We start from the raw sequence: 24,041 nt of genomic DNA on the forward strand, positions 1-24,041 counted from the left end.
CAATGCCCGAAGGTGTAATGAAGGCTTGGATAGAGTCTTCCCATTTAAGTGGCGCCAACGCTGCTTACATTGAAGAACTTTACGAATCATTTTTAGATAATTCTCAATCTGTCTCTGCAGAATGGCGAGAAATATTTGAAAATCTCCCCAAAATTGAAGGCGCTGACGTTGAATATCGTCACTCTGAAATTCGTCAAGAATTTAAAGAGCTCGCCAAACAACCTAGTAAGCAAGTTGTCGTATCAGGCGGCGGTGATGCAAAACAAGTTAAGGTTTTGCAGCTGATCAATGCTTATCGTTTCCGTGGACATCAAAATGCCAATATCGATCCGCTTGGATTGTGGCAGCGTGACAAAGTACGAGATTTACAATTGTCACACCATGAACTGTCCGAAAACGATTTCGACAAAGAATACAATGTAGGTTCGTTTGCGATTGGCCAAGAGACGATGAAACTCGGCGATTTATATAAGTCGTTACGAAAAACATATTGTGGCTCTATTGGCGCTGAATATATGCACATGACGTCTACTGAAGAAAAACGTTGGATTCAACAACGATTAGAATCGGTACAGTCAAAAGGTACTTTTTCAACCGAGCAGAAAGAAGAGATCTTAAAAGGGTTGATCGCTGCCGATGGTTTAGAAAAATACTTGGGTGCGAAATTTCCAGGTGCTAAACGCTTCTCGCTTGAGGGCGGCGATAGTTTAGTTCCGATGCTTAAAGAGCTGATCACTCGCGCTGGTACCCACGGTACTAAAGAAGTGGTTATGGGCATGGCTCACCGTGGTCGCCTAAATGTACTTGTTAATGTGATGGGTAAAAACCCATCGAAGTTATTTGATGAGTTCGGCGGTAAACACGATGAAGCATTAGGCTCTGGTGATGTTAAATATCACCAAGGTTATTCATCTGACTTTGTTACACCAGGCGGCAATGTTCACTTGGCATTAGCATTTAACCCTTCGCATTTAGAGATCGTTAATCCAGTAGTTATGGGCTCAGTAAGAGCACGACTTGACAGACGAGACTGTAATCAAGGTGATATGGTTTTACCTATCACGATTCATGGTGATTCAGCTATTGCAGGTCAAGGTGTAGTGCAAGAAACCTTTAACATGTCGCAAGCGCGAGCATTTAAAGTGGGCGGCAGCATTCGTATCGTAGTAAACAACCAAGTCGGTTTTACTACATCGAAGCCAGAAGATACTCGCAGCGGTGAATACTGTACCGAAATCGCTAAAATGGTACAGGCTCCTATTTTACACGTTAATGGTGATGACCCTGAAGCGGTAATCTTGGCAACACAAATTGCACTAGATTTTAGAAACACATTTAAACGCGATGTAGTAATTGATTTAGTTTGTTATCGCCGTCATGGACATAACGAAGCGGATGAGCCAAGTGCAACGCAACCGTTAATGTACAAGAAAGTGAAAAAGCACCCAACGCCTCGCCAATTGTACGCCAACCAGTTAGACGCCGAAGGTAGCATCCGCGCCAGTAAATCAAATGAGCTTGCTGAATACTACCGTAAGTTACTTGACGAAGGGCAGTGTACAGTTGAGCAATGGCGCCCAATGACAGAGCACTCTGTGGATTGGACTCCGTTTTTAGGACATGACTGGGATGATGAATACGCTGGTGAAATGCCAATTGAGCATTTAAAAGCGTTAGCAAATTCTATTTCAACTATTCCTGAATCTAACCCTGTCCACTCTCGTGTTAAGAAAATATACGATGATCGCAGAAAAATGGCATCAGGTGAGAAATTGCTTGATTGGGGCTTTGCGGAAAATTTGGCTTACGCCTCATTAGTTGACGAAGGTCATCGCGTGCGTATTACCGGACAAGATGCTGGTCGTGGCACGTTCTTTCATCGTCATGCAGTTTTGCATAACCAAGAAGATGGCAGTAACTATTTACCACTTCAAAACGTCAAAGAAGGCCAAGGTCCTTTTGACGTACATGACTCAGTGTTATCAGAAGTGTCAGTACTTGCGTTTGAATATGGTTACACCACGGCAGAGCCAAATGGTTTGACTATTTGGGAAGCACAATTTGGTGACTTTGCTAACTGTGCACAAGTAGTATTTGACCAATTTATATCATCGGGTGAGCAAAAGTGGGGCCGTTTATGTGGTTTAACCATGTTGTTACCTCATGGCTATGAAGGTCAAGGCCCTGAGCATTCGTCTGCACGACTAGAGCGTTTCTTACAACTTTGTGCGGATCACAATATGCAAGTGTGTATTCCTTCAACTCCTGCACAAGTGTTTAATATGTTGCGTCGTCAAGTGGTGCGTCCTATGCGTCGTCCATTGGTTGTTATGTCACCTAAATCACTATTACGTCACCCATTAGCAGTGTCTTCTTTAGAAGAGTTAGCTAACGGTGTTTACCAAAACGTGATTGGCGAAATTGATGAAATCGATCCAAATAAAGTTGAACGCGTCGTATTTTGTAGCGGTAAGGTATATTACGAGCTACTTGAGCAACGCCGTAGAAATGAGCAAGAAAACGTTGCCATTATACGTATCGAACAACTTTACCCGTTCCCAGAGAAAGAGCTGCAAGCTGAAATTGAAAAATACAGCCATGTGAAGCAATTTGTTTGGTGCCAGGAAGAGCCACAAAACCAAGGGGCTTGGTATTGTTCACAGCACCATTTCCGTGCGGCAATCCCTGAAGGTACTTATTTGACATATGCAGGCCGTAAGGCGTCAGCTGCACCAGCGGTTGGGTATATGTCGGTCCATGTAAAAGAACAGCAAGCGCTAGTCAATGATGCGCTTAACGTCGAATAGACACATTATTGATTAAGAGTTTGTGAGTAAGGAATAAATTAATGACAACCGAAATTAAGGTTCCCGTTTTACCTGAGTCAGTTGCTGACGCGACAATTGCGACTTGGCATGTTCAAGTTGGTGACAAAGTATCTCGTGACCAAGTATTAGTAGATATTGAAACAGACAAAGTAGTACTTGAAGTACCAGCAACATCTGATGGCGTGATCACTGACATCAGCCAAGAGGAAGGCGCAACAGTATTGGGTGAGCAAGTTATTGCTATTCTTTCTGAAGGCGCAAGTGAAGCTCCTGCTGCTGAAGCACCAGCGGCAACAGCTCCTGCAAGTAGTGGTGGCGAAGCGCAAGACGTATTAGTGCCTGTGCTCCCTGAGTCTGTAGCAGATGCAACAGTCGCAACATGGCATGTAGCCGAAGGTGATACAGTTGCACGTGACCAAGTGCTTGTTGAAATTGAAACAGACAAAGTGGTGCTTGAAGTACCAGCAACCGCTGATGGTGTAATGGGTAAAATTTTACATGCTGAAGGCGAGACTGTTTTAGGTCAACAAAAATTAGCTGAGCTAATTGCTGGCGCATCAGCTGCCGCAGCGCCTGTTGTTGAAGAAACAGCAAGTGGCGATGATGTAGCAAGTCCGTCAGTACGTCGCTTAATGACAGAAAAAGGCTTATCTGCTAGTGATGTTAAAGGTACAGGTAAAGGTGGCCGTATCACTAAAGAAGACGTACAAGCAGCAACTAAATCTGCGCCAGTAGCTGCACCAGCTAAAGCATCAGCGCCTGTGGCAGTACAGCCTACTGGTGAGCGCAGTCAAAAACGTGTTCCGATGACACGTCTACGTAAAACTATTGCAACTCGTCTTTTAGAAGCGAAAAATTCAACAGCCATGTTAACAACATTTAATGAAGTTAACATGAAACCAATTATGGATTTACGTAAGCAATACAAAGACTTGTTTGAGAAAACCCATGATACACGTTTAGGCTTTATGTCTTTTTACGTGAAAGCTGTAGTTGAAGCGTTAAAGCGCTACCCAGCAGTTAATGCATCAATTGATGGTGATGACATCGTTTATCACAACTTTTTTGATGTCTCTATTGCTGTATCCACTCCTCGTGGCTTGGTTACGCCAGTACTTCGCGATGCCGATCAGTTAGGTATGGCAGGCATTGAAAACGGTATTCGTGATTTAGCGATCAAAGGCCGTGACGGTAAGCTAACCATGGATGAGATGCAGGGCGGTAACTTCACCATTACTAATGGTGGCGTATTTGGCTCATTGATTTCAACGCCAATTCTTAACTTACCTCAAGCAGGTATTTTAGGTATGCACAAAATTCAAGACAGACCTATGGCTGTTGACGGTAAAGTAGAAATTTTACCTATGATGTACTTGGCGCTTTCATACGATCATCGTTTAATTGATGGTAAAGAGTCAGTTGGCTTCTTGGTTACTATTAAAGAATTGTTAGAAGACCCAACAAGATTGCTATTAGATATTTAATAGTGTTTCAAATTTGTTCGATTTAAGTGATTAGTTGTAACGTTTTAGACTATCGTGGCTAGAGCTTTTGTACTATACTTGGTCGGCTTTTTAACTGGCAGCCATTACTCGCGATTGGCTGCCATTATTATTTACAGATAAATGGAAAAACACCATGAATTTGCATGAGTATCAAGCGAAACAATTATTCGCTGAATATGGTTTACCAGTTTCTGAAGGTTTCGCTTGCGATACCCCTCAAGAAGCTGCAGAAGCTGCTGACAAGATTGGCGGTGATATGTGGGTTGTTAAAACTCAAGTTCACGCAGGTGGTCGCGGTAAAGCTGGCGGTGTTAAGCTAGTTAAAACTAAAGAAGAAATCAAAGATTTCGCACAAAACTGGTTAGGTAAAAACCTAGTTACTTATCAAACTGATGAGAACGGTCAACCGGTTTCAAAAATCTTAGTTGAAAGCTGTACAGATATTGCTAACGAATTATACCTTGGCGCTGTTGTAGACCGTGGTACTCGTAAAGTCGTATTCATGGCATCTACTGAAGGTGGTGTTGAGATTGAAACTGTTGCTGAAGAAACGCCTGAGTTGATTCATAAAGCAGAAATCGATCCTTTAGTTGGCCCACAAGCATATCAAGCTCGTGAGCTTGGCTTCAAGTTAGGTTTAAACCCTACACAAATGAAGCAATTTGTTAAGATCTTCATGGGTCTTGCAAACATGTTCAACGACCATGATTTCGCATTACTTGAAATTAACCCGTTAGTAATTACAGACGAAGGTAACCTTCACTGTCTTGACGGTAAAATTGGTATCGATGGTAACGCTTTATACCGTCAACCTAAAATCCGTGAAATGCACGATCCATCTCAAGAAGATGAGCGTGAAGCACATGCAGCGCAGTGGGAATTAAACTACGTAGCATTAGACGGAAACGTTGGTTGTATGGTTAACGGTGCCGGCCTAGCAATGGGTACAATGGATATCGTAAACTTACACGGCGGCAAGCCAGCTAACTTCCTAGATGTTGGTGGCGGCGCGACAAAAGAGCGTGTAGCTGAAGCATTCAAAATCATCCTTTCTGACGACAACGTTAAAGCTGTTTTAGTTAACATATTCGGCGGTATCGTACGTTGTGACATGATCGCTGAAGGTATCATTGGCGCAGTTAAAGAAGTAGGCGTAAACGTACCAGTAGTTGTACGTTTAGAAGGTACTAACGCTGAAGCGGGCCGTGAAGTATTAGCTAACTCTGATGTTGACATCATTGCAGCTGAGTCATTAACTGATGCAGCACAAAAAGTTGTTGCAGCTGCGGAGGGCAAATAATGTCTGTATTAATTAACAAAGATACTAAAGTTATCTGTCAAGGTTTCACAGGTGGTCAAGGTACATTCCACTCTGAGCAAGCTATCGCATACGGTACGCAAATGGTTGGTGGTGTATCACCAGGCAAAGGCGGTCAAACGCATCTTGGCTTACCAGTATTCAACACAGTACGTGATGCTGTAGAAGCAACTGGTGCAACGGCAACAGTTATCTACGTTCCTGCGCCATTTTGTAAAGATGCTATTTTAGAAGCTATCGATGCTGGTATCGAGTTAATCGTTACTATCACTGAAGGTATTCCAACGTTAGACATGGTTGACGTGAAAGTTAAACTTGAGCAGTCAGGTGTTCGCATGATCGGTCCTAACTGCCCAGGTGTTATCACGCCAGGTGAAACTAAGATTGGTATCATGCCAGGCCACATTCACAAGCCAGGTAAAGTTGGTATTGTTTCTCGCTCTGGTACGCTTACGTACGAAGCAGTTAAGCAAACAACTGATGCAGGTTTCGGCCAATCTACTTGTGTAGGTATTGGTGGTGACCCTATCCCAGGCACTAACTTTATCGACGTTCTAGAAATGTTTGAAAAAGACGACCAAACTGAAGCAATCGTAATGATTGGTGAAATTGGTGGTACTGCTGAAGAAGAAGCTGCGGAATACATCAAAGCGAACGTTACTAAGCCTGTTGTTTCTTACATCGCTGGTGTTACTGCACCTGCAGGTAAGCGTATGGGTCATGCTGGCGCGATTATCGCTGGTGGTAAAGGTACAGCTGATGAGAAATTTGCTGCTCTTGAAGCGGCAGGTGTTAAAACGGTTCGTTCTTTAGCGGATATCGGTGTAGCACTTAAAGAGAAAACTGGTTGGTAATCGACTAGCTTCCATCTTTTGAAAGAATCGACAAACCCGCTTTCTTATCTAGAATGCGGGTTTTTTATTTTATGTATATACTAAAGGTATTGATACATTTCTAATAAATAAAGGACCTATTTAATAAGTTAACTTTCAAGGTAATAAATTAAAGTGAAGTTTCTAGTACTTTTGATTACTACTCTATTTATTCCATTTGCGCTTTCGCAAGCTTCTATCTTTGAAAAAAAATATGAATATGCATCCATCCAATATCTTATTGAACAAGAAGTTGGTCGCATTGTTTTGCCGCAAATATACAAGAATGTAGGTATTGATATTAGTATCACTCCTTTGCCTGGTCAGCGTGCTCAATTTGAAGCGAATCAAGGTAGTAAAGATGGAGAGATCATGCGGATTTGGACTTACGGCGACGAAAACAGCCAAACCATAAGGGTTCCGACTCCATACTATTATCTAGAAACGGTGGCGTTTACGCTTAAAGACAGCAACGTTCATATTCGTGAAAAAGAAGAATTAAAGGAATATAGGCTAGCAAAAATAAGAGGCGTAAAACATACCAATAACATTACCAAAGGACTGTCCAATGTTTATGTTATGAATAGTACTGAAAACATGTTCAAAGTGTTACTAAGAAAAAAAGTTGATGTTGTATTAACAAATTCACTTGATGGAGAGTTAGTATCAAAAAGGCTTGGTTTGGAGAATGTTATTGCAGTCAATAAGCCGCTAGCTACTCTTCCTCTGTATCACTATATTAACGAAAAAAATCGTGCTTTAGTGCCTGTTATTAACGAAGAGATTTTGAGGTTAAAGAATAATGGTTCGCTACAGGAGATGATTTTAAAGGCAGAGCAACAAGTTATTGCTCGGGGTTTTTGATTGGTGGTTGTTAGGTTGGTTGTTTTTTATATTATTTGCCTTGATGAGGCTAGTGGGTGCTTGAAGCGTTTATTCTTTAGCGGATAAGGGTGCTGTAGGTAAAGAGAAAGCTGGTTGGTAATCAACCTTTCTTTTTGAAAGATTTAAAAACCCGCCATCAGGCGGGTTTTTGTCTTTAGCCCTTAGTTAAAAAGCACCAAGCATTGTATCCATATTCATGAGAATCAAGTAATTCATTACTATTTCTCTTTCGTCTATAACGACAATACACCCATTTATAGCCAGGCGGGGCTGGTTTGTGACTTATGTTCTTCATAGTAAGTTCCTCTTCTGCTATTGGAGACAAATAGCAGTAATTGATTTATAAAGAGAAATCCACTAACCTAAGGGTTCTAAGCATGGGGAGTGGGTCTTCCATTTCTCTATAAAAACCAAAGCCAATTGGCTTTGGTTTTTAATCTTCATGCTAAAGCTGTATTTATAGCTTTAATTACAGCACTTATCCTTTCTGCATAATTTTTTGCTATTTCTAAGCTTTCACTAGAAGAAGCAATAAAAATACGAGATTTATACTCAATCATGATATATCAGTTCCAATAACTCGTTATTCCTAACTGTTATTAGTATATCGCTATTAGTTATATCGATCAAGTTTATGGTATAAGAAAAAATAATTGATAACTATTAGTTATATATAAAAGCATAGTAAATCCGCGTATTGTCGAGGGTGCTCGACACCACCCAAAGGGACGCTAGCGCCGCTGTCCCTTTGGAATCCCTTGGCGCTGCTCGCAACTGCTTTTCTTTATTAAATTGATTTAACCTCGATGTACCAGCAATGAACGCGCGTCCTGCGCTACATTGCTTTTGCCATCATCCTTGATGGCAATACATGGTTAAATCAAATTAATTCAAGCAATAGCTAAAGCAGTTTAATGCTTCGTTTTAATTCCGTGATTAATTTCGTTGTTTTTGATCTCTGGTCTTTCGGACTTGCGCTTTTCGAAAAAGAGCTGAGCTTTGAATTCAACACCTATTCCCATTGAAGCGGTTTGAGAATTAACTAGATAAAGTGTTTGCTACACGAGTCAGGACGACGAGTGCTGATGTGGTACAGGACGTGCCATTATCAGGAATGGCAATAAACGCTAGGTGATTCTCAATGATACCGCTGATTGGGCACCGAGGGGGATGCAAGGGGGAAACTGGTGTTATTTCCCTCTTGTGTGTGGTCGCCACCGCGACATTCACTTAAAGCAAGTACCACATAAGTTTAAATTTAATCTGAAAGCTTTGTTGAGCAGGGCGGTGAGGCGACTGCATGGATGCAGGAGGTAGAGCAACGCAGGAGCAGTTGCCGAGGGATACAAAGAGGAAAGAACCGCGTTTTCCACTTTGTGTGAAGTCGCCACCGCGACATTCTCTTAAAGCAAGTATTGCTTGAGCGTAAATTTAATCTGAGAGTAATTGCTGAGCATGGCGGTGAGGCGACTGCATGGATGCAGGAGGTAGAGCAACGCAGGAGCAGTTGCCGAGGGATACAAAGGGGAAACAAGCGCTTTTTCCCTCTTTTGTGTAGTCGCCACCGCGACAGTTGCTAAAGTAGTGGCGAAACCTTGACTAGAAAACTTAATGTTCAGCTTTTACTGCATGATAATTGTTCGTATAAAAAGCTGCGTTTGCTAGAGCACCTAAAACAAGCAAAGATGCCATCAATACTAATATTCCTTGAAAAACAATATGTGATGACGATGAAATTGCTATACCTGCAAAGTACACAAATATTATCGCTAATAGTGAAAACGTTAACGCGTATGATAGATTCTTGTCTTCAAATAGACGTTCAGCCTTTCCTTCATATCGTTCATTTGTGTAATGCGCGGCATGAGCCAAGCTAGTCAATGTAAAATATAGCGCGATAAGCGTGAATATTACTTGAAAAAGTACCAGCCCAGAGCTCATCACTGAATTTTGTGCTAACAATACAAAAAAAGCTACCGGCGGTATGCAAACCAATGATCTAAAGAGGTGTTCGTTTTTTATTGTCATTTTTAAACCTTTCCCTTTTAAAATTTTTATTATTGATACTATGACTATTTATTTAATCGATTGTTATTTAATCATTAATTGAGCTGGATTTAAACTGTTTAAGGTTTGAATCTCTTGACGGAGTTTGCAATGTTTTTTTGTGGCGTACTAAAGTTATTGTTAATGCTTACTCTTTGATTCCAAAATTATTAGAGGCAAATACACCAAGAACACTAAGTTAATTCCTGTTGCGCCAACCACGCTTTGGCGGTTGAAACCTTTTCAAAAAATTTAATGTTTTGAGCCTGGCGAGCAGGGATGTTTTTCTTGTCTATTTCTCGATAAATTGGCGCAGAATAAACCACGGCTTTGGCAATCATGGCTTGCGAATTTAGCCATGTATTGTATTTATTTGCGAGTTCCAGCGCTTCTGGGGTAGCTCCTGTGGCAGATAACTCATCCACTAGCATCACAAATGGTTGGCCTTGTAAGGATGTGATTGTTAATTTCATGGCTTCCATCCAGAGTTTAAACCCTTCAGCATTAAAGCTGTCTGACAAGCGAGTGCAAACCATGGCAGTGTCATATTGCTGATTAATATATATATCAAACTCACCGTGTGCTATTTTCATACAATCTCCATCCAACAAAGATTACTTCATGATGACTATAATTTAATTATTGCGGGAATACTTAATAACGCAATGTTTAGAAACAAGTTTTTATTAGAGCTATATCAAAAAAGCATCTAAATATTGGCTCATGTGTTCTCAATGCACTCGGTAAATATACTTTGTATTTTTTGCTCATTCTTAATTCAAATTATCCGTATTAACTCTCGTTATCTTATTGAAAAATTGATTTTTTTAATTTATATTGCCGCTCGCTTTGTTGTTAACAAAATGTTAATGCTTGGGTTGTCAAAAAATATGAAAGGAATAAAAATGTTTTCTAAGTATAAAGGAATGAACAAGTTTGCCGTTGTCGCATTATTAGCTGGTTCGGTGATTGGGTGTGGTACTACGCCTAACAACTATTTGCCGGTCGCCGCCACAAATGAAATCAAAACAACAGACGTTTATGTTGTTGTGCCGCAAAAGGAAATTGTTGCTGAGGTGGAAGCTTCTGGTGTTGCTGCCGCCGGTGGTGGTGGTTTACTTTTAGCATTGATCGATGTTGCCGTAGAAAATAGCCGAGCAAGTAGTGCGGAAGAGTTAATACAGCCTATTAAAGACTCGTTAATAGAAACAGATTTTAATAGCTTATTCATCAATGCATTAAAAAAAGAATTTGATGCTGTAAATTGGATGAAAGTTGATGATGTTCAGTTGATTACTGATGTTACAGAAACCACTAGACAAGATAATTACGATAAAGCAGACGCTGAAACGGTGACCTTTATTAATGCGGGCTATTCGCTCTCGCCTGACTTTTCAATGTTAAAAGCAAACGCTAATATTTCAATGTTACCCAAAGCCGATGCCTTAAAAAAATACTCAGAAAAAGCGACATCGAAAAAAGCAAAGCAATATGCTTGGCATAATGACAACAATATTTACCGAGATAATATTTCTATCTTAAATAATTTGGTTGCAACGGCGACAGACAAAGAAGAAAATGCGAAAAAGATCTCAGAAAACTCTGACAACCTAAAAACGCAAATGGTGACTATTGCATCAGAATTGGCTAAACAAGTTGTATTCAGCATGAACACGACAGAAGTTGCGCCTAAATAGCTGTATTTACCTAGGAAGGTAGGGCATTAAGCCCTACCTATTATTATGCGATACTTAATCCTAATTTTTGTTAGCGTGTTTTTGATTGGCTGCTCGGTCAATACAGTGACACTTGCACCTGAATATAGTCATAAATTTAAACGTTCGGCTAAAGCTAGTAAATTAAGTGAGATTGCAAAGTGCTCCTATAGATTGGATAGCTTCAGTGATGCTAGAGCATCGAAATCATTCGGCGTTGTGGCTTTGACTATTGTCGAAGGAGATGTCGAGCAGTGGGTCTTGTCGGCATTGGAACAATACAATATCGATACGGCAAGCGCTAAAGTCTCGCCCTATGTGAAAGTAACTTTACTAAAAGCTTATATTCACTCATTGATGACCTCAATGGCAGCTAATGTGGTATTAAAGGTAGAATACCTCCCTGAAAAAAGTGAACAGAATAAGATCGTGTATGTCCGAGGACATGAGGTTGACGTTAATTGGAATTCTGGTGAAGATGAAATTTTAGTCACGCTAAATAAAGCCATGGGGAAGGCAATTTCAAAGGCTAGAGTTGAGCTAGATAAAGCCTATTGTAGTTAGCTCATACTCCTCTTAGTAAATACTTATTATTTTTGAGCGTACCTGTCTCTTCATATGATCAATTCGGATAAAATCTTATATTGACTTGATTATCGATGTGACAAGCCTATGTCATTTACTTACTTGTCAGCGTAGAATCTAATTACAACTCCTTTAAAAATGAAAGGTATGGCTGTGAGGATACTACGACATAAAAAGAGCAAAAACATTAGCTTGTTGCTGTCTTTTTGCTTTGTTTTCTTGGCCAGTTGTGGTGGCTCTAGCGGTGGTAGTAGTGATAACTCCAGTAGCAATACAACACCTGCCGTGCCAACACCGACAAGCATTCAAGGCGTTTTAGATCAAGCTGTAAGCTCGGGTATTGATGGTATCTTTGTCTATATTGATCAAACTAATCAAGTAGATGAAAGCTATGCAGCTGGCATTGAAAACAAGTTGACACAACAAGCTGCAAACGCTGAGTCGCTATTTAAAATTGCCAGTATCAGTAAGTTATTTATTGCTGTCAGCGCGGCTAAGTTGGCGGTGAAAGAGCAAATTTCTATAAACGATACCCTAGCTAGTTGGTTACCTGAGTTGGCAGATAGAGTTGAAAATTCAGATATTATTACCATCAGCCATTTAATCCAACATCGTAGCGGTATTGCCGACTTTGACAGTCAAGCTGGTTTTGATTGGCAAAATGCCCATACTGATATCGATAGCACTTTATTGTTTGCGCTAGATAAGCCTTCCGATTTTCAACCCAACAGTCGATATGAATATTCCAACACCAATTATTTATTGCTCGCCAAAATTCTTGATAGGGCATTAGGTTATTCTCATCATGTATTTATCTCTGAAAATATTCTTATTCCTCTTGGTATGCATGATACCTATGCTCAGTTAGGCGATATTGATTCCGCACGTTTAGCAAAAGGATATTGGGGCGGCATTGAGCGTTCCACGCAAGATTATGTCATTCCTGGTGGTTCAATGATTTCAACGGTTAAAGATATCGCCCTTTTTATTCGCGCATTAAACACGGGCAGTTTATTAACACCAGAAGAGCGGGAGCTTTATGGAACTGTGTATTGGTTTAACCATTCAGGTTGGTTGCCGGGCTATCAAAGTGTAGCAAATTATGAAAGCAGCATAGATGCGGTAGTGATCCAGTTTATAAATACTACGGGTGGAAGTTCAGAAAGTATTGCCAACTCAACATATCAAAACCTTATAAATCAGCTTAACTAAGCTGCTACTTTATTCACTAATAGCAACTTAGTTAGCTTATTAAGGTAATTGTTTAATGAAAGACCTCATGGCTGAATCTCATGTGCCTTGCATTAGCTACCATGATTTCAAAGTCTTGGTGTTTTAAGTGCAAAAGGTTTAAGTGATCACCGCTTTCAATATAAATGTCATCCAAATTATCCAACAACTCATCAACAACACAGGCCATATTATAAGCATCACTTAACGGTGGAACAGCTCCGTGGTCACAGTCACCAAACATTTGATATATCTCTTCCTCCTTCAGTAATTGATAGCTGGCATAAAGTTGTTCATTTAGCATAGAAATGCTGATTTTATTTCTAGCAGGCAAAATAGCCATAAGCTTTCGATCTTCATGGTCTTTTAAAATGACCGCCTTGGCGATATTGTCTAACGGAACTTGAGCACTGATTGCACTACCTATTGAACTATTACTGTGGCTATGTTTGATCACTTGATAATGAATATCATGCTCATTGAGGTAAGAACTTACGCGATTTGAAATGGCCATATTGACCTCCAATGTAAAATTGCGTCAGATAAAGTATAGAACAATTTCCCCCTGCTTTGATGTATGTTGCACACGATATTGTAAGGAGGACTTTCTTAAACTTTAATGGGCGTCGATGATTTCTGGTCAAACCAAATCCGATTACGCTATAATTGCGCCTTTATTACTATTTACAAATATTCTTCATGAAGTTCCCCGGACGCCGTCAACACAAACATTACTTTCCCGTTGACAATAAAAACCCGTTAACCAACCAAGTTAATCAAGATGCTCAGCTTGTCAGAAATTATATCGTTGGCATTGATCAAATATTGGTGGATATTGAAGCCAAAGTAGATCAAGCTTTTTTAGATGACTTTGATCTGCGCCGAGGCATGTCACAAGTCATTTCTGATGAAGTTACCGAGCGACTTTATGCAAGACTTAAAGATGAGTCGTTAATTAATTACGAATTTGCGGGCGGGACGATTGGCAATACCATACATAACTATTCGGTACTAGCGGACGATCGTTCAGTGCTGCTAGGCGTTATGTCACGAAACATCCATGTTGGTGATTATGCTTATCGCTTTATTAGTAATACGTCTTCTCGTGTTGACCTCAATTATCTGCAGCCTGTTGATGGGCCGATTGGGCGTTGTTTTACGTTGATTGATGATTCAGGTGAGAGAACGTTTGGCATTAATGCGGGGTTGATTAACCGTTTACACCCTGACGCTATAGATGAGACTCTAATTGCTGGTGCTTCCGCACTAGTGATCAGCTCTTATTTAATGCGCACGGAAGCTGGGGACACCATGACAGAAGCCGCCATTAAAGCAGTTAAGTGTGCCAATGCTGCGGGTGTTCCTGTGGTTTTGACTTTAGGTACTAAGTTTTTGATTGAGAAAGAGCCTCAGTTTTGGCGCGAGTTCGTTCAAAAACACGTGAATGTCTTAACCATGAACGAAGAAGAAGCACTGGCGATCACCGGTTTTAAAGACCCACTTCAAGCGGCGGATAAGTGTTTAGATTGGGTTGACATGGTTATTTGCACCGCAGGTCCTGAAGGGTTGTACATGGCCGGTTATGTTGATGATAAGTTTAAACGTGAAACTGAATATCCTTTGTTACCTGGCTACATCGCAGACTTTAATCGCTTTGAATATTCTCGACCGATGTTACATAAAGATTGTCAAGCACCACTTCGTATTTATTCTCATACTGCTCCTTATATGGGCGGCCCTGAGAGCATCAAAAATACCAATGGTGCGGGCGATGCTGCGCTCGCGGCTGTGTTACATGATCTAAGTGCTAACGTATATCATCAGCAAAATGTTGATAACTCCAGCAAACATGAACAACCTGCGTTAACGTATTCTTCATTGTCTCAAATGAGCAAATATGCAAACCGTGCCAGTTATGAAGTGCTAGTACAACATTCTCCTCGATTGTCTCGCGGCTTACCCGAGCGTGAAGACAGTTTAGAACAAGCATATTGGGCTAAGTAAGTTCTTCACTTAACGGACACCGCTTTCGTTATTGGCAATTCTATTTGCGAATTGCATTTTTGTGAAAGCAAATTGCAATTTGCGTGCTTAACACTCTAAGTTGTAAGTAGTTTATTTGGCATATTTTCAATGATTTAACTGTGCTTTTAACGTTGGCACTTGTGATGCAACTCCTTGAGCGAACATAACTAAACCGATTGAGGAGTTGATTATGTCATATGTACCAAAGAGAGCGTCTAGACGGATTATCTTACCAGCAGACGAGTTACTTGCTCGCAAGAGACAGTTTGAAGGTGAGCTGGGTGAACTTGGGCATCTAGTCGAAGAGTTTGCCTACCTAAAGCAAGACGTTATCAAAGTTGCACTTTTGGTCGATAGCCAGGACAACGTAAACTTTTTATTAGGGTATAACTAGGGCGAAGATGAATGCATATGGTTGAAAGGCAATGGGTTGTTCACTCCTCAAAGAATATTTGATGAGTGAATAATCCTCATTGATAAGGCGGAGATCACAGTAGCATTAGAAAATAAAGTCACCCAACTCTTGCATTGATGATAATTTATAACAGCCAACTACGTCTTTACAGTCAACACCTTTAAGTCGTGTCCCCAATGATTTTATTGGCTTTCTGTAGGTGGCTAGCTGTGCGTCAAATATTGTTTCTATTGGGTCGGAAGTAACGGTAATCGTTTCTATGTCCTTATCAAGAACTTTGACTGGGTGCAATGCAACGTATTGCTCAGTCTTAGGCAGTTGATTAATGAAACGTGCGTCAAGTGTGCTGATAAATTTAACCGCATCTTGTTGTTTGTTTTTATAGGCTTTTGCTAAATAGATATCAGCAAGTTCAAGGTTTTTAATACCAAACTCATTGGTCAGGTAAATGCGAGCAAGTATATAATTTGCGTCTTTGTAATTTTCTACTGCAGCTTTATTGAGGTATTTAATTGCTAGTGGCACGTTTTTGTGTTCATTATATAACAAAGACAATAACCCGGCTTTATATTGAGCAGAGGTATTGCCTTTTCTTGCAGCTTTGAGGTAATACTTTAAAGCGAGCCCCTTGTTTTTATCTACGCCATAACCGTGATAGTAGAATTCACCAAGCATAGCCATAGCTTGAGGGTGGCCTTTTTTTGCACTGGATTTGAATTTATTAAAGTATTCAAGGCATTGTTCTGATTGACATGCTAATAAGGTCGCAGAAATTGAATTCAGAGATAACAATGTACTTGCCAAAATCAAAGGCGCTATTAAAGTCCATTTCATCATTTTATCCCTAATCATTAATATGTTCATTTATTGTTCTAAGTTAAGTTAGTACAATAAATAACCATGTTCAACGTCTTTACATTCAGTGCCCTTATAATCAGCACTCTAAAACGCCTTTTTATCGACTAGTTCTGTGCGAGTTTTTGTACACACTGCATGATCCATTGTTTCATCTGCATCTCACTTAAGCCGCCAGACACCCGATCAACTTCTTCGCCACGGAAGAAAAAGATTAAGGTTGGAATGCTGCGAATGTTGGCATCGGCTGAGATTTTTTGAGCTTGTTCAGTATCAACTTTTGCAAACAATATTGTACTCGATGTTTTAGCCATATCGTTAAAGACAGGCGCCATCTGCTGACAAGGACCACACCATGTAGCCCAAAAGTCTACAATAATGGGTAAGTCGTTTTTTTCAATGAAAGGGTAGAAGGTGTTATTGCCCAAATCGATAGGTGTTGAACTGTAAACTGCGTTCTTACACTTTCCGCAAGAGGCTTGTGTATGATCGCGCTGATCGGGCACACGGTTCGTAGCAAAACAATGTGAGCAAGTGATATTCATAGTCCTTCCATACATACATACATAAATAAAATTAATGACGTTAAACGCCCAATAGATGCATTGAGCATTCAGTTTGCGATTATATCGAGTCTGACTAACTTGAAAACGGTAAATCGGGTTCAAACTCGATAATATTATCCTCAGGTAATTGATATTTGAAGTCTTAAATTTACAAATCCACGTTTTATATCGTCTTATGCGTTGGCGTTTCTAAGCTTAATATGATTGGGTTTGCTCCATATTATTGGAGTTAAGTATTACTGTTACATAGTGGCTTTGTTACGGGCAATTTAATACTGATTTGTAACAAATCAGTCCTGCTTGATAACGCTTTGTAACAGGGTTTTGTCGTATGCTTTGTTCAGGTTTTCAAAGAGGCGCTTTAGTTAATTTTAGTTTAATTAGCTAGTTAATTGACTATTTGTACGGTGGTTTTTACGTTTGTGTATAAATCACATTTACGCTTTGATAAACCTTGTAACAGCAAAATAATTATCAATTGGGGTGAATTATGTCGTTCTTAAACAATGAACAAATGTCAGATAATACAGACCTAGAATCCATGCTTTATAGTGATGCTGAAAATGCAGACACGTTTGACTATGAAGATTTTTCTGATGATTTAATGGATTACGTTGAGCCAAGCTATTCTGAAGGACAAGGCATAGACTATGGCTTTAATTAGAGATAAAAAATAATGCCGTTTACACTATGAAGGATGCACCGCGTAGCAGCTGATTGTCACATACATTCGCAAATTGTGGTTAATGAAATAAGCCTGATTGTTTTTTAAGCGGCATTATTGCTTTATTGATATCAAAGTAAGTTGTAACTGTAATAAAGGTGTCACAATAATTATTTACATTGGCTTGAAATAAATGACGGAGGTGTACCATGGTAGATAGTCAGTGGGATGAATTTGATTTTCAAGATGACATAGAACAAATCAATCGTGACAACAGCAAGCGATTAAAGAAAAGGAAATGGCGAGAAATAGAAAACGTCAAAGAAAAGCAACGTTTGAAAAGAGAACTATCTACTTATGATAGCGATAACTTTTATTCATAACTGGTTGGTCGTTGCGAAACCATATAATTGTAAATTATCTGGTCAGCTCTCTTTAGTAACTTGTTGTATTAAAACTTTAAAGTTTTAATAATTTTGGTGTGAAAACTTAAGTTGTACATAACGTAACATTTTTCACGGCTTATCTAACGTACTCTGCGACGCTAATTTAAGTAGTTCAGAATAGAAAGCCCGATGAAATTAAACAAAACATTTTTACTCCTTAGTTGCGCCTTGACCTCAACGCAAGCTTTGTCAGCTGCGTTTCAATTAGCGGAGCACAGTGCGTCAGGATTAGGCCGAGCGTTTGCCGGTGAAGCGGCCATTGCTGAAGATGCTTCTGTTGTTGCACGCAATCCAGCGCTAATGTCGCAATTTGACAAGGAAATGCTTACCGTTGTCGCAAGTTACGTAAAACCAGATGTTTCACTAGACGGTACAGAAGCTCCTGCGGGATCAACGCCATCATCACTGGATCAATCAAGTATTGCCCCGTCTGCAATTATTCCTGCATTTTATTATGTTAAGCCAATGAGCGACAAACTTGCTTTAGGTGTCGGTACATTTTCCAATTTTGGTCTAGCGACAGAGTTTTCTGATGATTATGCAGCCGGTCAGCTTGCAGGTGAAACAGGCATTACAACAATTAACCTAAACTTAAGTGCATCATATAAGTTGAATGAGCAAATTAGCTTAGGCTTGGGCGCGAATGTGGTCTATGCAGATGCTGAATTGACTCGACATTTTGGTGAAACTAGTTTGTTACCAGACTTTATTAAACCAGCCCCAGAAACAGTGGCTGCAGACATGGCAGGCGATGATATTGCGTTTGGCTGGAATATTGGTGCAACATATCAAATCAACGATAGCCACCGATTAGGTTTTTCATACCGTAGTGAAGTTGATGTGGCGTTAGAGGGTGAATACACAAACGAGTTACCGGCTATGTTAGGCGGCCTTGAAGGTGCTAAAGTCGGTGGTTCGCTTGACATCACGTTACCTGCAATTGCTGAGTTTTCTGGTTTGCACAAAGTAACACCTACAACATCAGTTCATTACTCTGTTATGTGGACAGGGTGGAGCAGCTTTGACAAGCTTGAAGCCTATGTTGATATTGCGGAAGAGCCAGTATTTGCTAAAACTGAAAATTTCTCTGACTCGTATCGTTTCGCGCTTGGCGCAACTCATGTGTTAAATGATGTTGTTACACTTCGAGTGGGTGTTGCGTATGATGAGTCGCCAGCAGATAAAAACCATTTGTCTATTTCAATCCCTGATACTGACCGTTTGTGGTTAACTACCGGTGTTAATTATAAGTTCTCTGACAGCAGTTCAGTTGATTTTGGTTTAGCGTACATTAAAGGTGATGAGCAGGAATTCACTGAAAGTGATGAGTTAGGTCAACAGTGGGGCTTTAAATCCGAAGGCAATGCTTCTATCGCTTCTTTGCAATACAACCACGCCTTCTAATTGCTCAAATACAAGCTAAATTTGAACCTGACATTTCAAAGTGTTAATCGATTTACTTGCTCAAATAAAGCAGCTCATTATCCATCGGATATTAGCTGCTTTATTTTTTGTGCGGCTTCTAACGGTTGTTCCATTGGAAAACAATGGCGTTTTCCGAAAATTTGCCAACTGATGTTATTATTGATTTTAGCGGCTTTCTTGGCCGCAGTTTTTATAAATCCATAGCTTTTTTCGGCAGCAAGGATCTCGACAGGCGTGTCAATGTTCCTTACTGCGCGCCATAACCCTGCAGGGTAAGAGCCAAAAATTGAGCCTTCCCACCGAGGATCACAGCATAGCTCAATCGAACCGTCGTCATTGCTCTTTGTCGCATCATGGACAAACTGTGTTAATACTTCAGGGTGCCACTTACAGTAAAGTGGTTTGGACTTGAGCTCATCTATCATGGTATCGATGTCTGGCCAAACAGATCGCCTATTACTTACTGAACGAACCAATGCGCTCTTTTTCCATGCACCTGTTGTACGCATAAGGTGTTGAGCGATGATAATCTCGGTCTTAAATAACACAGGATCTAACAAGATTATTTTACTAAATAATTTAGGATATTTAGCTGCGGCTAATAATGTGACTACGCCGCCCATGGAGTGGCCAACGCCAATAAGAGGCCCTTTGTTTTCTACTTCAGCCTTTACATAAAGTGTATCGGCGATAGTGTTCGCGAGTTTTTGCCAGTTTGGCATTCTGTGATTAGGCTGCTCAGATCCGCCATGCCCGGGAACATCGGAAAACCATAACTCCCACTCTTCGGGTAGCAGGGCGGATAATGGTGCTAAAGTTTTACTTGAAAAGCCAGTGCCGTGTAAAAAATGTAGGCGTGGTGCGCTATTAATACCTGTGCGAGTATAGCCATTCATTAAATTTCCACCGCTGGGTGAGTATTGCCAATTTTGCAAAGAATTAAGGCGCAGCATATCTAAGGTAAGGTGTTCTTTGATGATCATTGTGTGAGTACTTTATTTGAAAAACGGAATTAACTTTTGCAAGACTTTTAAAATACCAAGTACTGGTCTGATGTGAAAGCGAAATATCCTTTTTTAGTACCATATTTCGGTTCAAGGAGGCACTCAAAAAGCACTTTTTTTGAGTCCGTGATCAAACTTGTCGAATATTGAGCCCATCTAATCGCCGGAAAATTCCGCATTAATTTGCGTGATTAATGACGATCTAGTCGATAGTCACTATTTTATCAGGTAAAATGGCGTCATTAAAATTAATGATAACGTCGTTCATTAATTCAGTCACATTAGGATAGTAATGAAAAAAACATTTTCGCTTACCCATGAAAAAATTAAGCCAGCTCGATTAGTCGACTCAATAAAGCACGAAGTCAAGAAATACATAAAGCGGGAAAGAAATAAAACTTTACCTCAAGATGCTGATTATTGGGATTTTGATTGTAAATACGGTACATCAGAGCAAGAAGCTGAAGATATACATATGAAAGAAATTAATAAGTCTATCGATAAAGCTGTAGCGGCTGATTTGACCTCATTTTACCTCGAGATAATGGCGAAACCTGCAGTGCGTAAAATGAATCCATTTGCTGGCGAATTTGACGCAGATGCTGAGCTAGAAGAGTAATGTCTTCTAAATTGAGATAGGGAAGAGGTAAATGCTTCTTCCTTTTTTTGCGTCGCACGAACGGGCATGGATCAATAACGGCTAAAACAGTACAAAAATAATTCATCGCCGCTTTTGAAAGTCTTAATGTAAATCAATTCAATCTTTTTATTTTCCGTTATTATTAGTGACAAAGTTCCTTTTAAAAGCAAGATTTTGTGAGTACCAATACTTCGTTCAAATCCTTTAACTTTACTCAATTATTAAGCTATAGCTTATTGTTATTAGCAACAGTATTTATATTTGCTATTGCCGAATCGATTCGTCTAATGCTTGAATCTTATGAACTCAATTCCTTGTATGTTTCTTTCTGTACTGGGTTCATCTTATTTGTCCCCTTGGTTTCAATCGTACTGCATCCCTTTGTAGTAAAAGATGCAAAGGAATTTGATCGCTCCTACTTATCCACTTTATTAGCAAATATTGGTTTAGTTATATTTGTACAATTTTTGTTTTTTCTTATTTGGATCACAGACGCTATAGCGGTCTATAGCATGTACGTAGACCAATCCTCATTTTTAGCTCAAGCGTTCAATATTAGCAGTGAAAGTAAGGGAGACTTTAGTCAGCAATTCTATGTTGTTAACCTGCTTTTAGCATGGTTCTTTGCGCTGTTATCCATAGTTATCGGGTTACTGCCTTGCTTAGTCGCCCGATTGAATAATCAAGGCGTGATAGGCAATTTCGTCGCGAGTTTTCGCCTTGCTAAAAGTTGTAAGTTGGCGATGTTAGGCTACGCACTCGTTTTATCGTTATCGGTGATGTTACCGTTAATCTATGCTAAATATGTGTTCTTGTTAACGTTCCCAGTTTCCTTGTACTGGCTCTTTATGAATATTTCATCTCGTTATCGTCGACTCGTTAGAAAGAATAAGAAAGTTTAGACTTTTCAAGGGTAAAGCTTCGTAATATAGTGAATTCATCACTCTATCAGAAATGAAGTAATGCATTTATATACTTACGAACGTGCGCCCAATCCACAACGGTTAAAACATTTTTTAGCACATAAGAATATTACCTTAGCTACAACAAGCTTTGATCTCGCTAAGGGCGAGCACTTTAATGAGCAATTTAAGGCTGTAAACCCTGATTGTACTGTCCCCACTTTGGTTGTAAACGATGATGTTGTGCTAACAGATACTATTGCTATTTGTGTGTTTTTAGAAAGAAAATACCCTGAAAATCCGCTATTGGGCATTACAGATATCGAACAGGCACAGGTTATTGGTTGGTGTCATAAACTATTTCTTGAAGGCTTTATGTCTGTAGCGGAAGTGCTTCGCAATAAAAGCGAGGCATTCAAGGGGCGAGCATTACCTGGACGTGTTGCCATAGCGCAAGTCCCTGCGCTAATTGAACGCGGTAACCATCGTTTAAGCGCTTTTTGGCCGCAAATGGATGAACATTTGCAAAACAAAGATTATATCGTTGGCGATACATTAACCCTTGCTGATATCGACTTATTTGTCGTTTGTTCATTTGCTGGTTGGATCAAAGCAAGCATTCCTGAGGATTGTAATGCGTTACGTCAATGGTATCAGCGAATCGATAAACAACTTAATGGCTAAAAAACTTCGTCAAGTCTGACTATTTTGTGACTTTCTGGCTGGGTTAGTGCTTGTTGTACTAACCTAGCGGCAACTGTATGTGCTTTGATTGGGCGATATTTTTTCAAACCAGGCAGGCAAGTAAAAATAGGCATGACGATTGAAGCAACAAATTCACCCAATCGTAGCTGTGTCCTACTACCGAGTAATAATGAGGGTTGCACTATGGTGGTTTTTGCAAATGGCAGTGCCTTTATTGATTGCTCTAACTCTCCTTTCATTTGCAGGTAGGGACTGCTACTTTTAACGTTTGCACCACTGGATGACACCAACAAGTAATGTTCAATGTTGTTTTTTACCGCAATAGTAGCTGCTTGTAATTGATAGTCGACATCTACTTTTCTTTGCTGCGAAATACTGCCTGCTTGTTTTTTTGTCGTACCAAGGCAAGAAAAAAGCAAATTTCCCTGAAACAATGTTTCGTATTGATCTAGTTGCTCAAAGTCAATCACGTGATTCTCTACCTTTTCACATATGTGAGAGTAAGGACGACGAGTGATCATAATAACCGTCTCAATAGATTCTTCTTGAACGAGTAAATTAATCAGTTCTTGACCAACCAACCCTGTTGCGCCTAATACGACAGCTGTTGTCACGTTTTGTTTATCCTAAAAATGTTCTGATTATTGTAAGGTTTGTGCCGACTAAGCAAAAATCAATGTTTGTATACTACAATTAAGTCGTTCATCTCAATTAAGAGGGTAATCAATTATGTCGGTATCACCTATTCCTCAAGGTTTCCATTCTCTCACTCCTTATTTAGTGGTTAAAGATGCAAAATCAGCTCTTACCTTCTACCAGCAGGCGTTTAATGCCGTTACCACTTTGGAGCTAAATACTCCAGATGGCAGTGTTGCTCATGCTGAAATGAAAATCGGAAATTCTTATCTAATGATCACAGAAGAGTACCCAGACATGGGGTTTGTGGGGCCAGAAACGTTAGGCGGCGCTGGCGTGAGTTTGATGTTATACACTGAAGACGTTGACCTGCTTTGCAACCAAGCAATTGATGCGGGCTGTGAATTATTGCGTCCAGTTATAGATCAATTTTACGGTGATAGAGCAGGCACAGTAAAAGACCCTTATGGACATGTGTGGACCATAGGCACACACACAGAAGATTTAACCGATGAAGAGCTTAGTGCTCGCATGCTTGATTATATGAAAAAGGCCGATGAATAAATGCGTTGAAGAATTAATAAGTAAGTCACATAGAAGACAACGTCTTAATTTGTGCTTGTTTACAGCTCATCAGTCCATTTTTATGTTAAAAGAGTACTGTTTTTGCGTTAAAAGCTTGAATCCTTGCATTACAACCGCCAGTGAATAATTAAGACAAGACACGGCGAGCCTGCTCGCTTACGAAAATCACGTTAATTTTGATAATATCTC

The 24,041-nt window shown here is 40.0% G+C and carries 24 protein-coding genes; 17 read left to right on the forward strand and 7 right to left on the reverse strand.

The features are described 5' to 3' along the window. Positions 1-2: 2 nt before the first annotated feature. From sucA to QUE03_RS07270, 5 genes are all read left to right on the forward strand, one after another. Positions 3-2,807: a 2-oxoglutarate dehydrogenase E1 component gene (gene sucA, locus QUE03_RS07250; RefSeq protein ID WP_286266609.1), complete on the forward strand. Its 2,805-nt coding sequence runs from the start codon at positions 3-5 to the stop codon at positions 2,805-2,807. Between the two features lie 41 nt (positions 2,808-2,848). After that, positions 2,849-4,312: a 2-oxoglutarate dehydrogenase complex dihydrolipoyllysine-residue succinyltransferase gene (gene odhB / locus QUE03_RS07255; protein WP_286266611.1), complete on the forward strand. Its 1,464-nt coding sequence runs from the start codon at positions 2,849-2,851 to the stop codon at positions 4,310-4,312. A gap of 154 nt (positions 4,313-4,466) precedes the next feature. Continuing rightward, entirely contained in the window at positions 4,467-5,633 is a 1,167-nt protein-coding gene (sucC, locus tag QUE03_RS07260; protein WP_286266613.1) for an ADP-forming succinate--CoA ligase subunit beta, read from the forward strand. Then, positions 5,633-6,505, forward strand: coding sequence for a succinate--CoA ligase subunit alpha (gene sucD, locus QUE03_RS07265; protein ID WP_286266616.1), 873 nt, complete (start codon positions 5,633-5,635; stop codon positions 6,503-6,505). Before sucC ends, sucD begins: the two co-directional genes overlap by 1 nt. A gap of 153 nt (positions 6,506-6,658) precedes the next feature. Then, a complete protein-coding gene (locus QUE03_RS07270) occupies positions 6,659-7,387 on the forward strand; it encodes a substrate-binding periplasmic protein (protein ID WP_286266618.1) in 729 nt (242 codons plus the stop codon). A 1,629-nt stretch (positions 7,388-9,016) separates the two neighbouring features. Here QUE03_RS07270 and QUE03_RS07275 read toward each other — a convergent pair. Together QUE03_RS07275 and QUE03_RS07280 are read right to left on the reverse strand one after the other, a co-directional pair. Further along, on the reverse strand, positions 9,017-9,436 hold the full coding sequence (locus tag QUE03_RS07275) for a hypothetical protein (protein ID WP_286266620.1): 420 nt from the start codon (positions 9,434-9,436) through the stop codon (positions 9,017-9,019). 212 nt (positions 9,437-9,648) lie between these two features. Continuing rightward, on the reverse strand, positions 9,649-10,047 hold the full coding sequence (locus tag QUE03_RS07280) for a hypothetical protein (RefSeq protein ID WP_286266623.1): 399 nt from the start codon (positions 10,045-10,047) through the stop codon (positions 9,649-9,651). 312 nt (positions 10,048-10,359) lie between these two features. On the opposite strand from QUE03_RS07280, the gene QUE03_RS07285 reads away from it, so the two are divergent. From QUE03_RS07285 to QUE03_RS07295, 3 genes are all read left to right on the forward strand, one after another. Continuing rightward, positions 10,360-11,151 carry a hypothetical protein gene (locus QUE03_RS07285; RefSeq protein WP_286266625.1) on the forward strand — a complete coding sequence of 264 codons (792 nt, stop codon included), beginning with the start codon at positions 10,360-10,362 and terminating at the stop codon, positions 11,149-11,151. Positions 11,152-11,343: 192 nt separating this feature from the next. Further along, entirely contained in the window at positions 11,344-11,733 is a 390-nt protein-coding gene (locus tag QUE03_RS07290; protein WP_286266627.1) for a hypothetical protein, read from the forward strand. Positions 11,734-11,907: 174 nt separating this feature from the next. Beyond that, positions 11,908-12,966 carry a serine hydrolase domain-containing protein gene (locus tag QUE03_RS07295; RefSeq protein WP_286266628.1) on the forward strand — a complete coding sequence of 353 codons (1,059 nt, stop codon included), beginning with the start codon at positions 11,908-11,910 and terminating at the stop codon, positions 12,964-12,966. A 52-nt stretch (positions 12,967-13,018) separates the two neighbouring features. Here the strand turns inward: QUE03_RS07295 and QUE03_RS07300 are convergent, their stop codons facing one another. Next, a complete protein-coding gene (locus QUE03_RS07300) occupies positions 13,019-13,498 on the reverse strand; it encodes an aminoacyl-tRNA deacylase (RefSeq protein ID WP_286266630.1) in 480 nt (159 codons plus the stop codon). A 185-nt stretch (positions 13,499-13,683) separates the two neighbouring features. Between QUE03_RS07300 and QUE03_RS07305 the strand changes: the two genes are divergently transcribed. After that, complete coding sequence (locus QUE03_RS07305; RefSeq protein WP_286266633.1) at positions 13,684-14,988, forward strand: inosine/guanosine kinase; 1,305 nt, start codon at positions 13,684-13,686, stop codon at positions 14,986-14,988. A gap of 211 nt (positions 14,989-15,199) precedes the next feature. Continuing rightward, complete coding sequence (locus tag QUE03_RS07310) at positions 15,200-15,403, forward strand: hypothetical protein (protein WP_286266634.1); 204 nt, start codon at positions 15,200-15,202, stop codon at positions 15,401-15,403. Positions 15,404-15,508: 105 nt separating this feature from the next. On the opposite strand, the gene QUE03_RS07315 is transcribed toward QUE03_RS07310, so the two are convergent. Both QUE03_RS07315 and trxC read right to left on the reverse strand, forming a co-directional pair. Next, positions 15,509-16,261 (reverse strand): tetratricopeptide repeat protein, encoded by a 753-nt coding sequence (locus QUE03_RS07315; RefSeq protein ID WP_286266636.1) that lies wholly within the window; start codon positions 16,259-16,261, stop codon positions 15,509-15,511. Between the two features lie 125 nt (positions 16,262-16,386). Then, positions 16,387-16,824, reverse strand: coding sequence for a thioredoxin TrxC (gene trxC, locus QUE03_RS07320; protein ID WP_286266638.1), 438 nt, complete (start codon positions 16,822-16,824; stop codon positions 16,387-16,389). A gap of 511 nt (positions 16,825-17,335) precedes the next feature. On the opposite strand from trxC, the gene QUE03_RS07325 reads away from it, so the two are divergent. The 3 genes from QUE03_RS07325 (at position 17,336) to QUE03_RS07335 (ending at position 19,359) form a co-directional block, all read left to right on the forward strand. Next, positions 17,336-17,509, forward strand: a complete 174-nt coding sequence (locus tag QUE03_RS07325) for a hypothetical protein (protein ID WP_286266640.1) — start codon at positions 17,336-17,338, stop codon at positions 17,507-17,509. 209 nt (positions 17,510-17,718) lie between these two features. After that, positions 17,719-17,892 (forward strand): DUF3545 family protein, encoded by a 174-nt coding sequence (locus tag QUE03_RS07330; RefSeq protein ID WP_286266642.1) that lies wholly within the window; start codon positions 17,719-17,721, stop codon positions 17,890-17,892. A gap of 192 nt (positions 17,893-18,084) precedes the next feature. Beyond that, on the forward strand, positions 18,085-19,359 hold the full coding sequence (locus QUE03_RS07335) for an outer membrane protein transport protein (protein WP_286266644.1): 1,275 nt from the start codon (positions 18,085-18,087) through the stop codon (positions 19,357-19,359). A gap of 77 nt (positions 19,360-19,436) precedes the next feature. Here QUE03_RS07335 and QUE03_RS07340 read toward each other — a convergent pair whose 3' ends face one another. Then, positions 19,437-20,363, reverse strand: coding sequence for an alpha/beta hydrolase (locus tag QUE03_RS07340; RefSeq protein WP_286266646.1), 927 nt, complete (start codon positions 20,361-20,363; stop codon positions 19,437-19,439). 313 nt (positions 20,364-20,676) lie between these two features. On the opposite strand from QUE03_RS07340, the gene QUE03_RS07345 reads away from it, so the two are divergent. From QUE03_RS07345 to QUE03_RS07355, 3 genes are all read left to right on the forward strand, one after another. Continuing rightward, positions 20,677-21,003 (forward strand): DUF6172 family protein, encoded by a 327-nt coding sequence (locus QUE03_RS07345; protein WP_286266648.1) that lies wholly within the window; start codon positions 20,677-20,679, stop codon positions 21,001-21,003. A 197-nt stretch (positions 21,004-21,200) separates the two neighbouring features. Further along, complete coding sequence (locus QUE03_RS07350; RefSeq protein ID WP_286266650.1) at positions 21,201-21,926, forward strand: hypothetical protein; 726 nt, start codon at positions 21,201-21,203, stop codon at positions 21,924-21,926. 60 nt (positions 21,927-21,986) lie between these two features. Beyond that, positions 21,987-22,610, forward strand: coding sequence for a glutathione S-transferase family protein (locus QUE03_RS07355; protein ID WP_286266652.1), 624 nt, complete (start codon positions 21,987-21,989; stop codon positions 22,608-22,610). Here QUE03_RS07355 and QUE03_RS07360 read toward each other — a convergent pair. After that, positions 22,607-23,245 carry an NAD(P)H-binding protein gene (locus tag QUE03_RS07360; protein ID WP_286266654.1) on the reverse strand — a complete coding sequence of 213 codons (639 nt, stop codon included), beginning with the start codon at positions 23,243-23,245 and terminating at the stop codon, positions 22,607-22,609. The genes QUE03_RS07355 and QUE03_RS07360 overlap by 4 nt on opposite strands. A gap of 115 nt (positions 23,246-23,360) precedes the next feature. Here QUE03_RS07360 and QUE03_RS07365 point away from each other — a divergent pair, with 115 nt between their 5' ends. Beyond that, on the forward strand, positions 23,361-23,831 hold the full coding sequence (locus tag QUE03_RS07365) for a VOC family protein (RefSeq protein WP_286266656.1): 471 nt from the start codon (positions 23,361-23,363) through the stop codon (positions 23,829-23,831). Positions 23,832-24,041 lie beyond the last annotated feature (210 nt).

It is taken from the genome of Thalassotalea atypica (assembly GCF_030295975.1).
Classification (GTDB): Bacteria; Pseudomonadota; Gammaproteobacteria; order Enterobacterales; family Alteromonadaceae; genus Thalassotalea_F; species Thalassotalea_F atypica.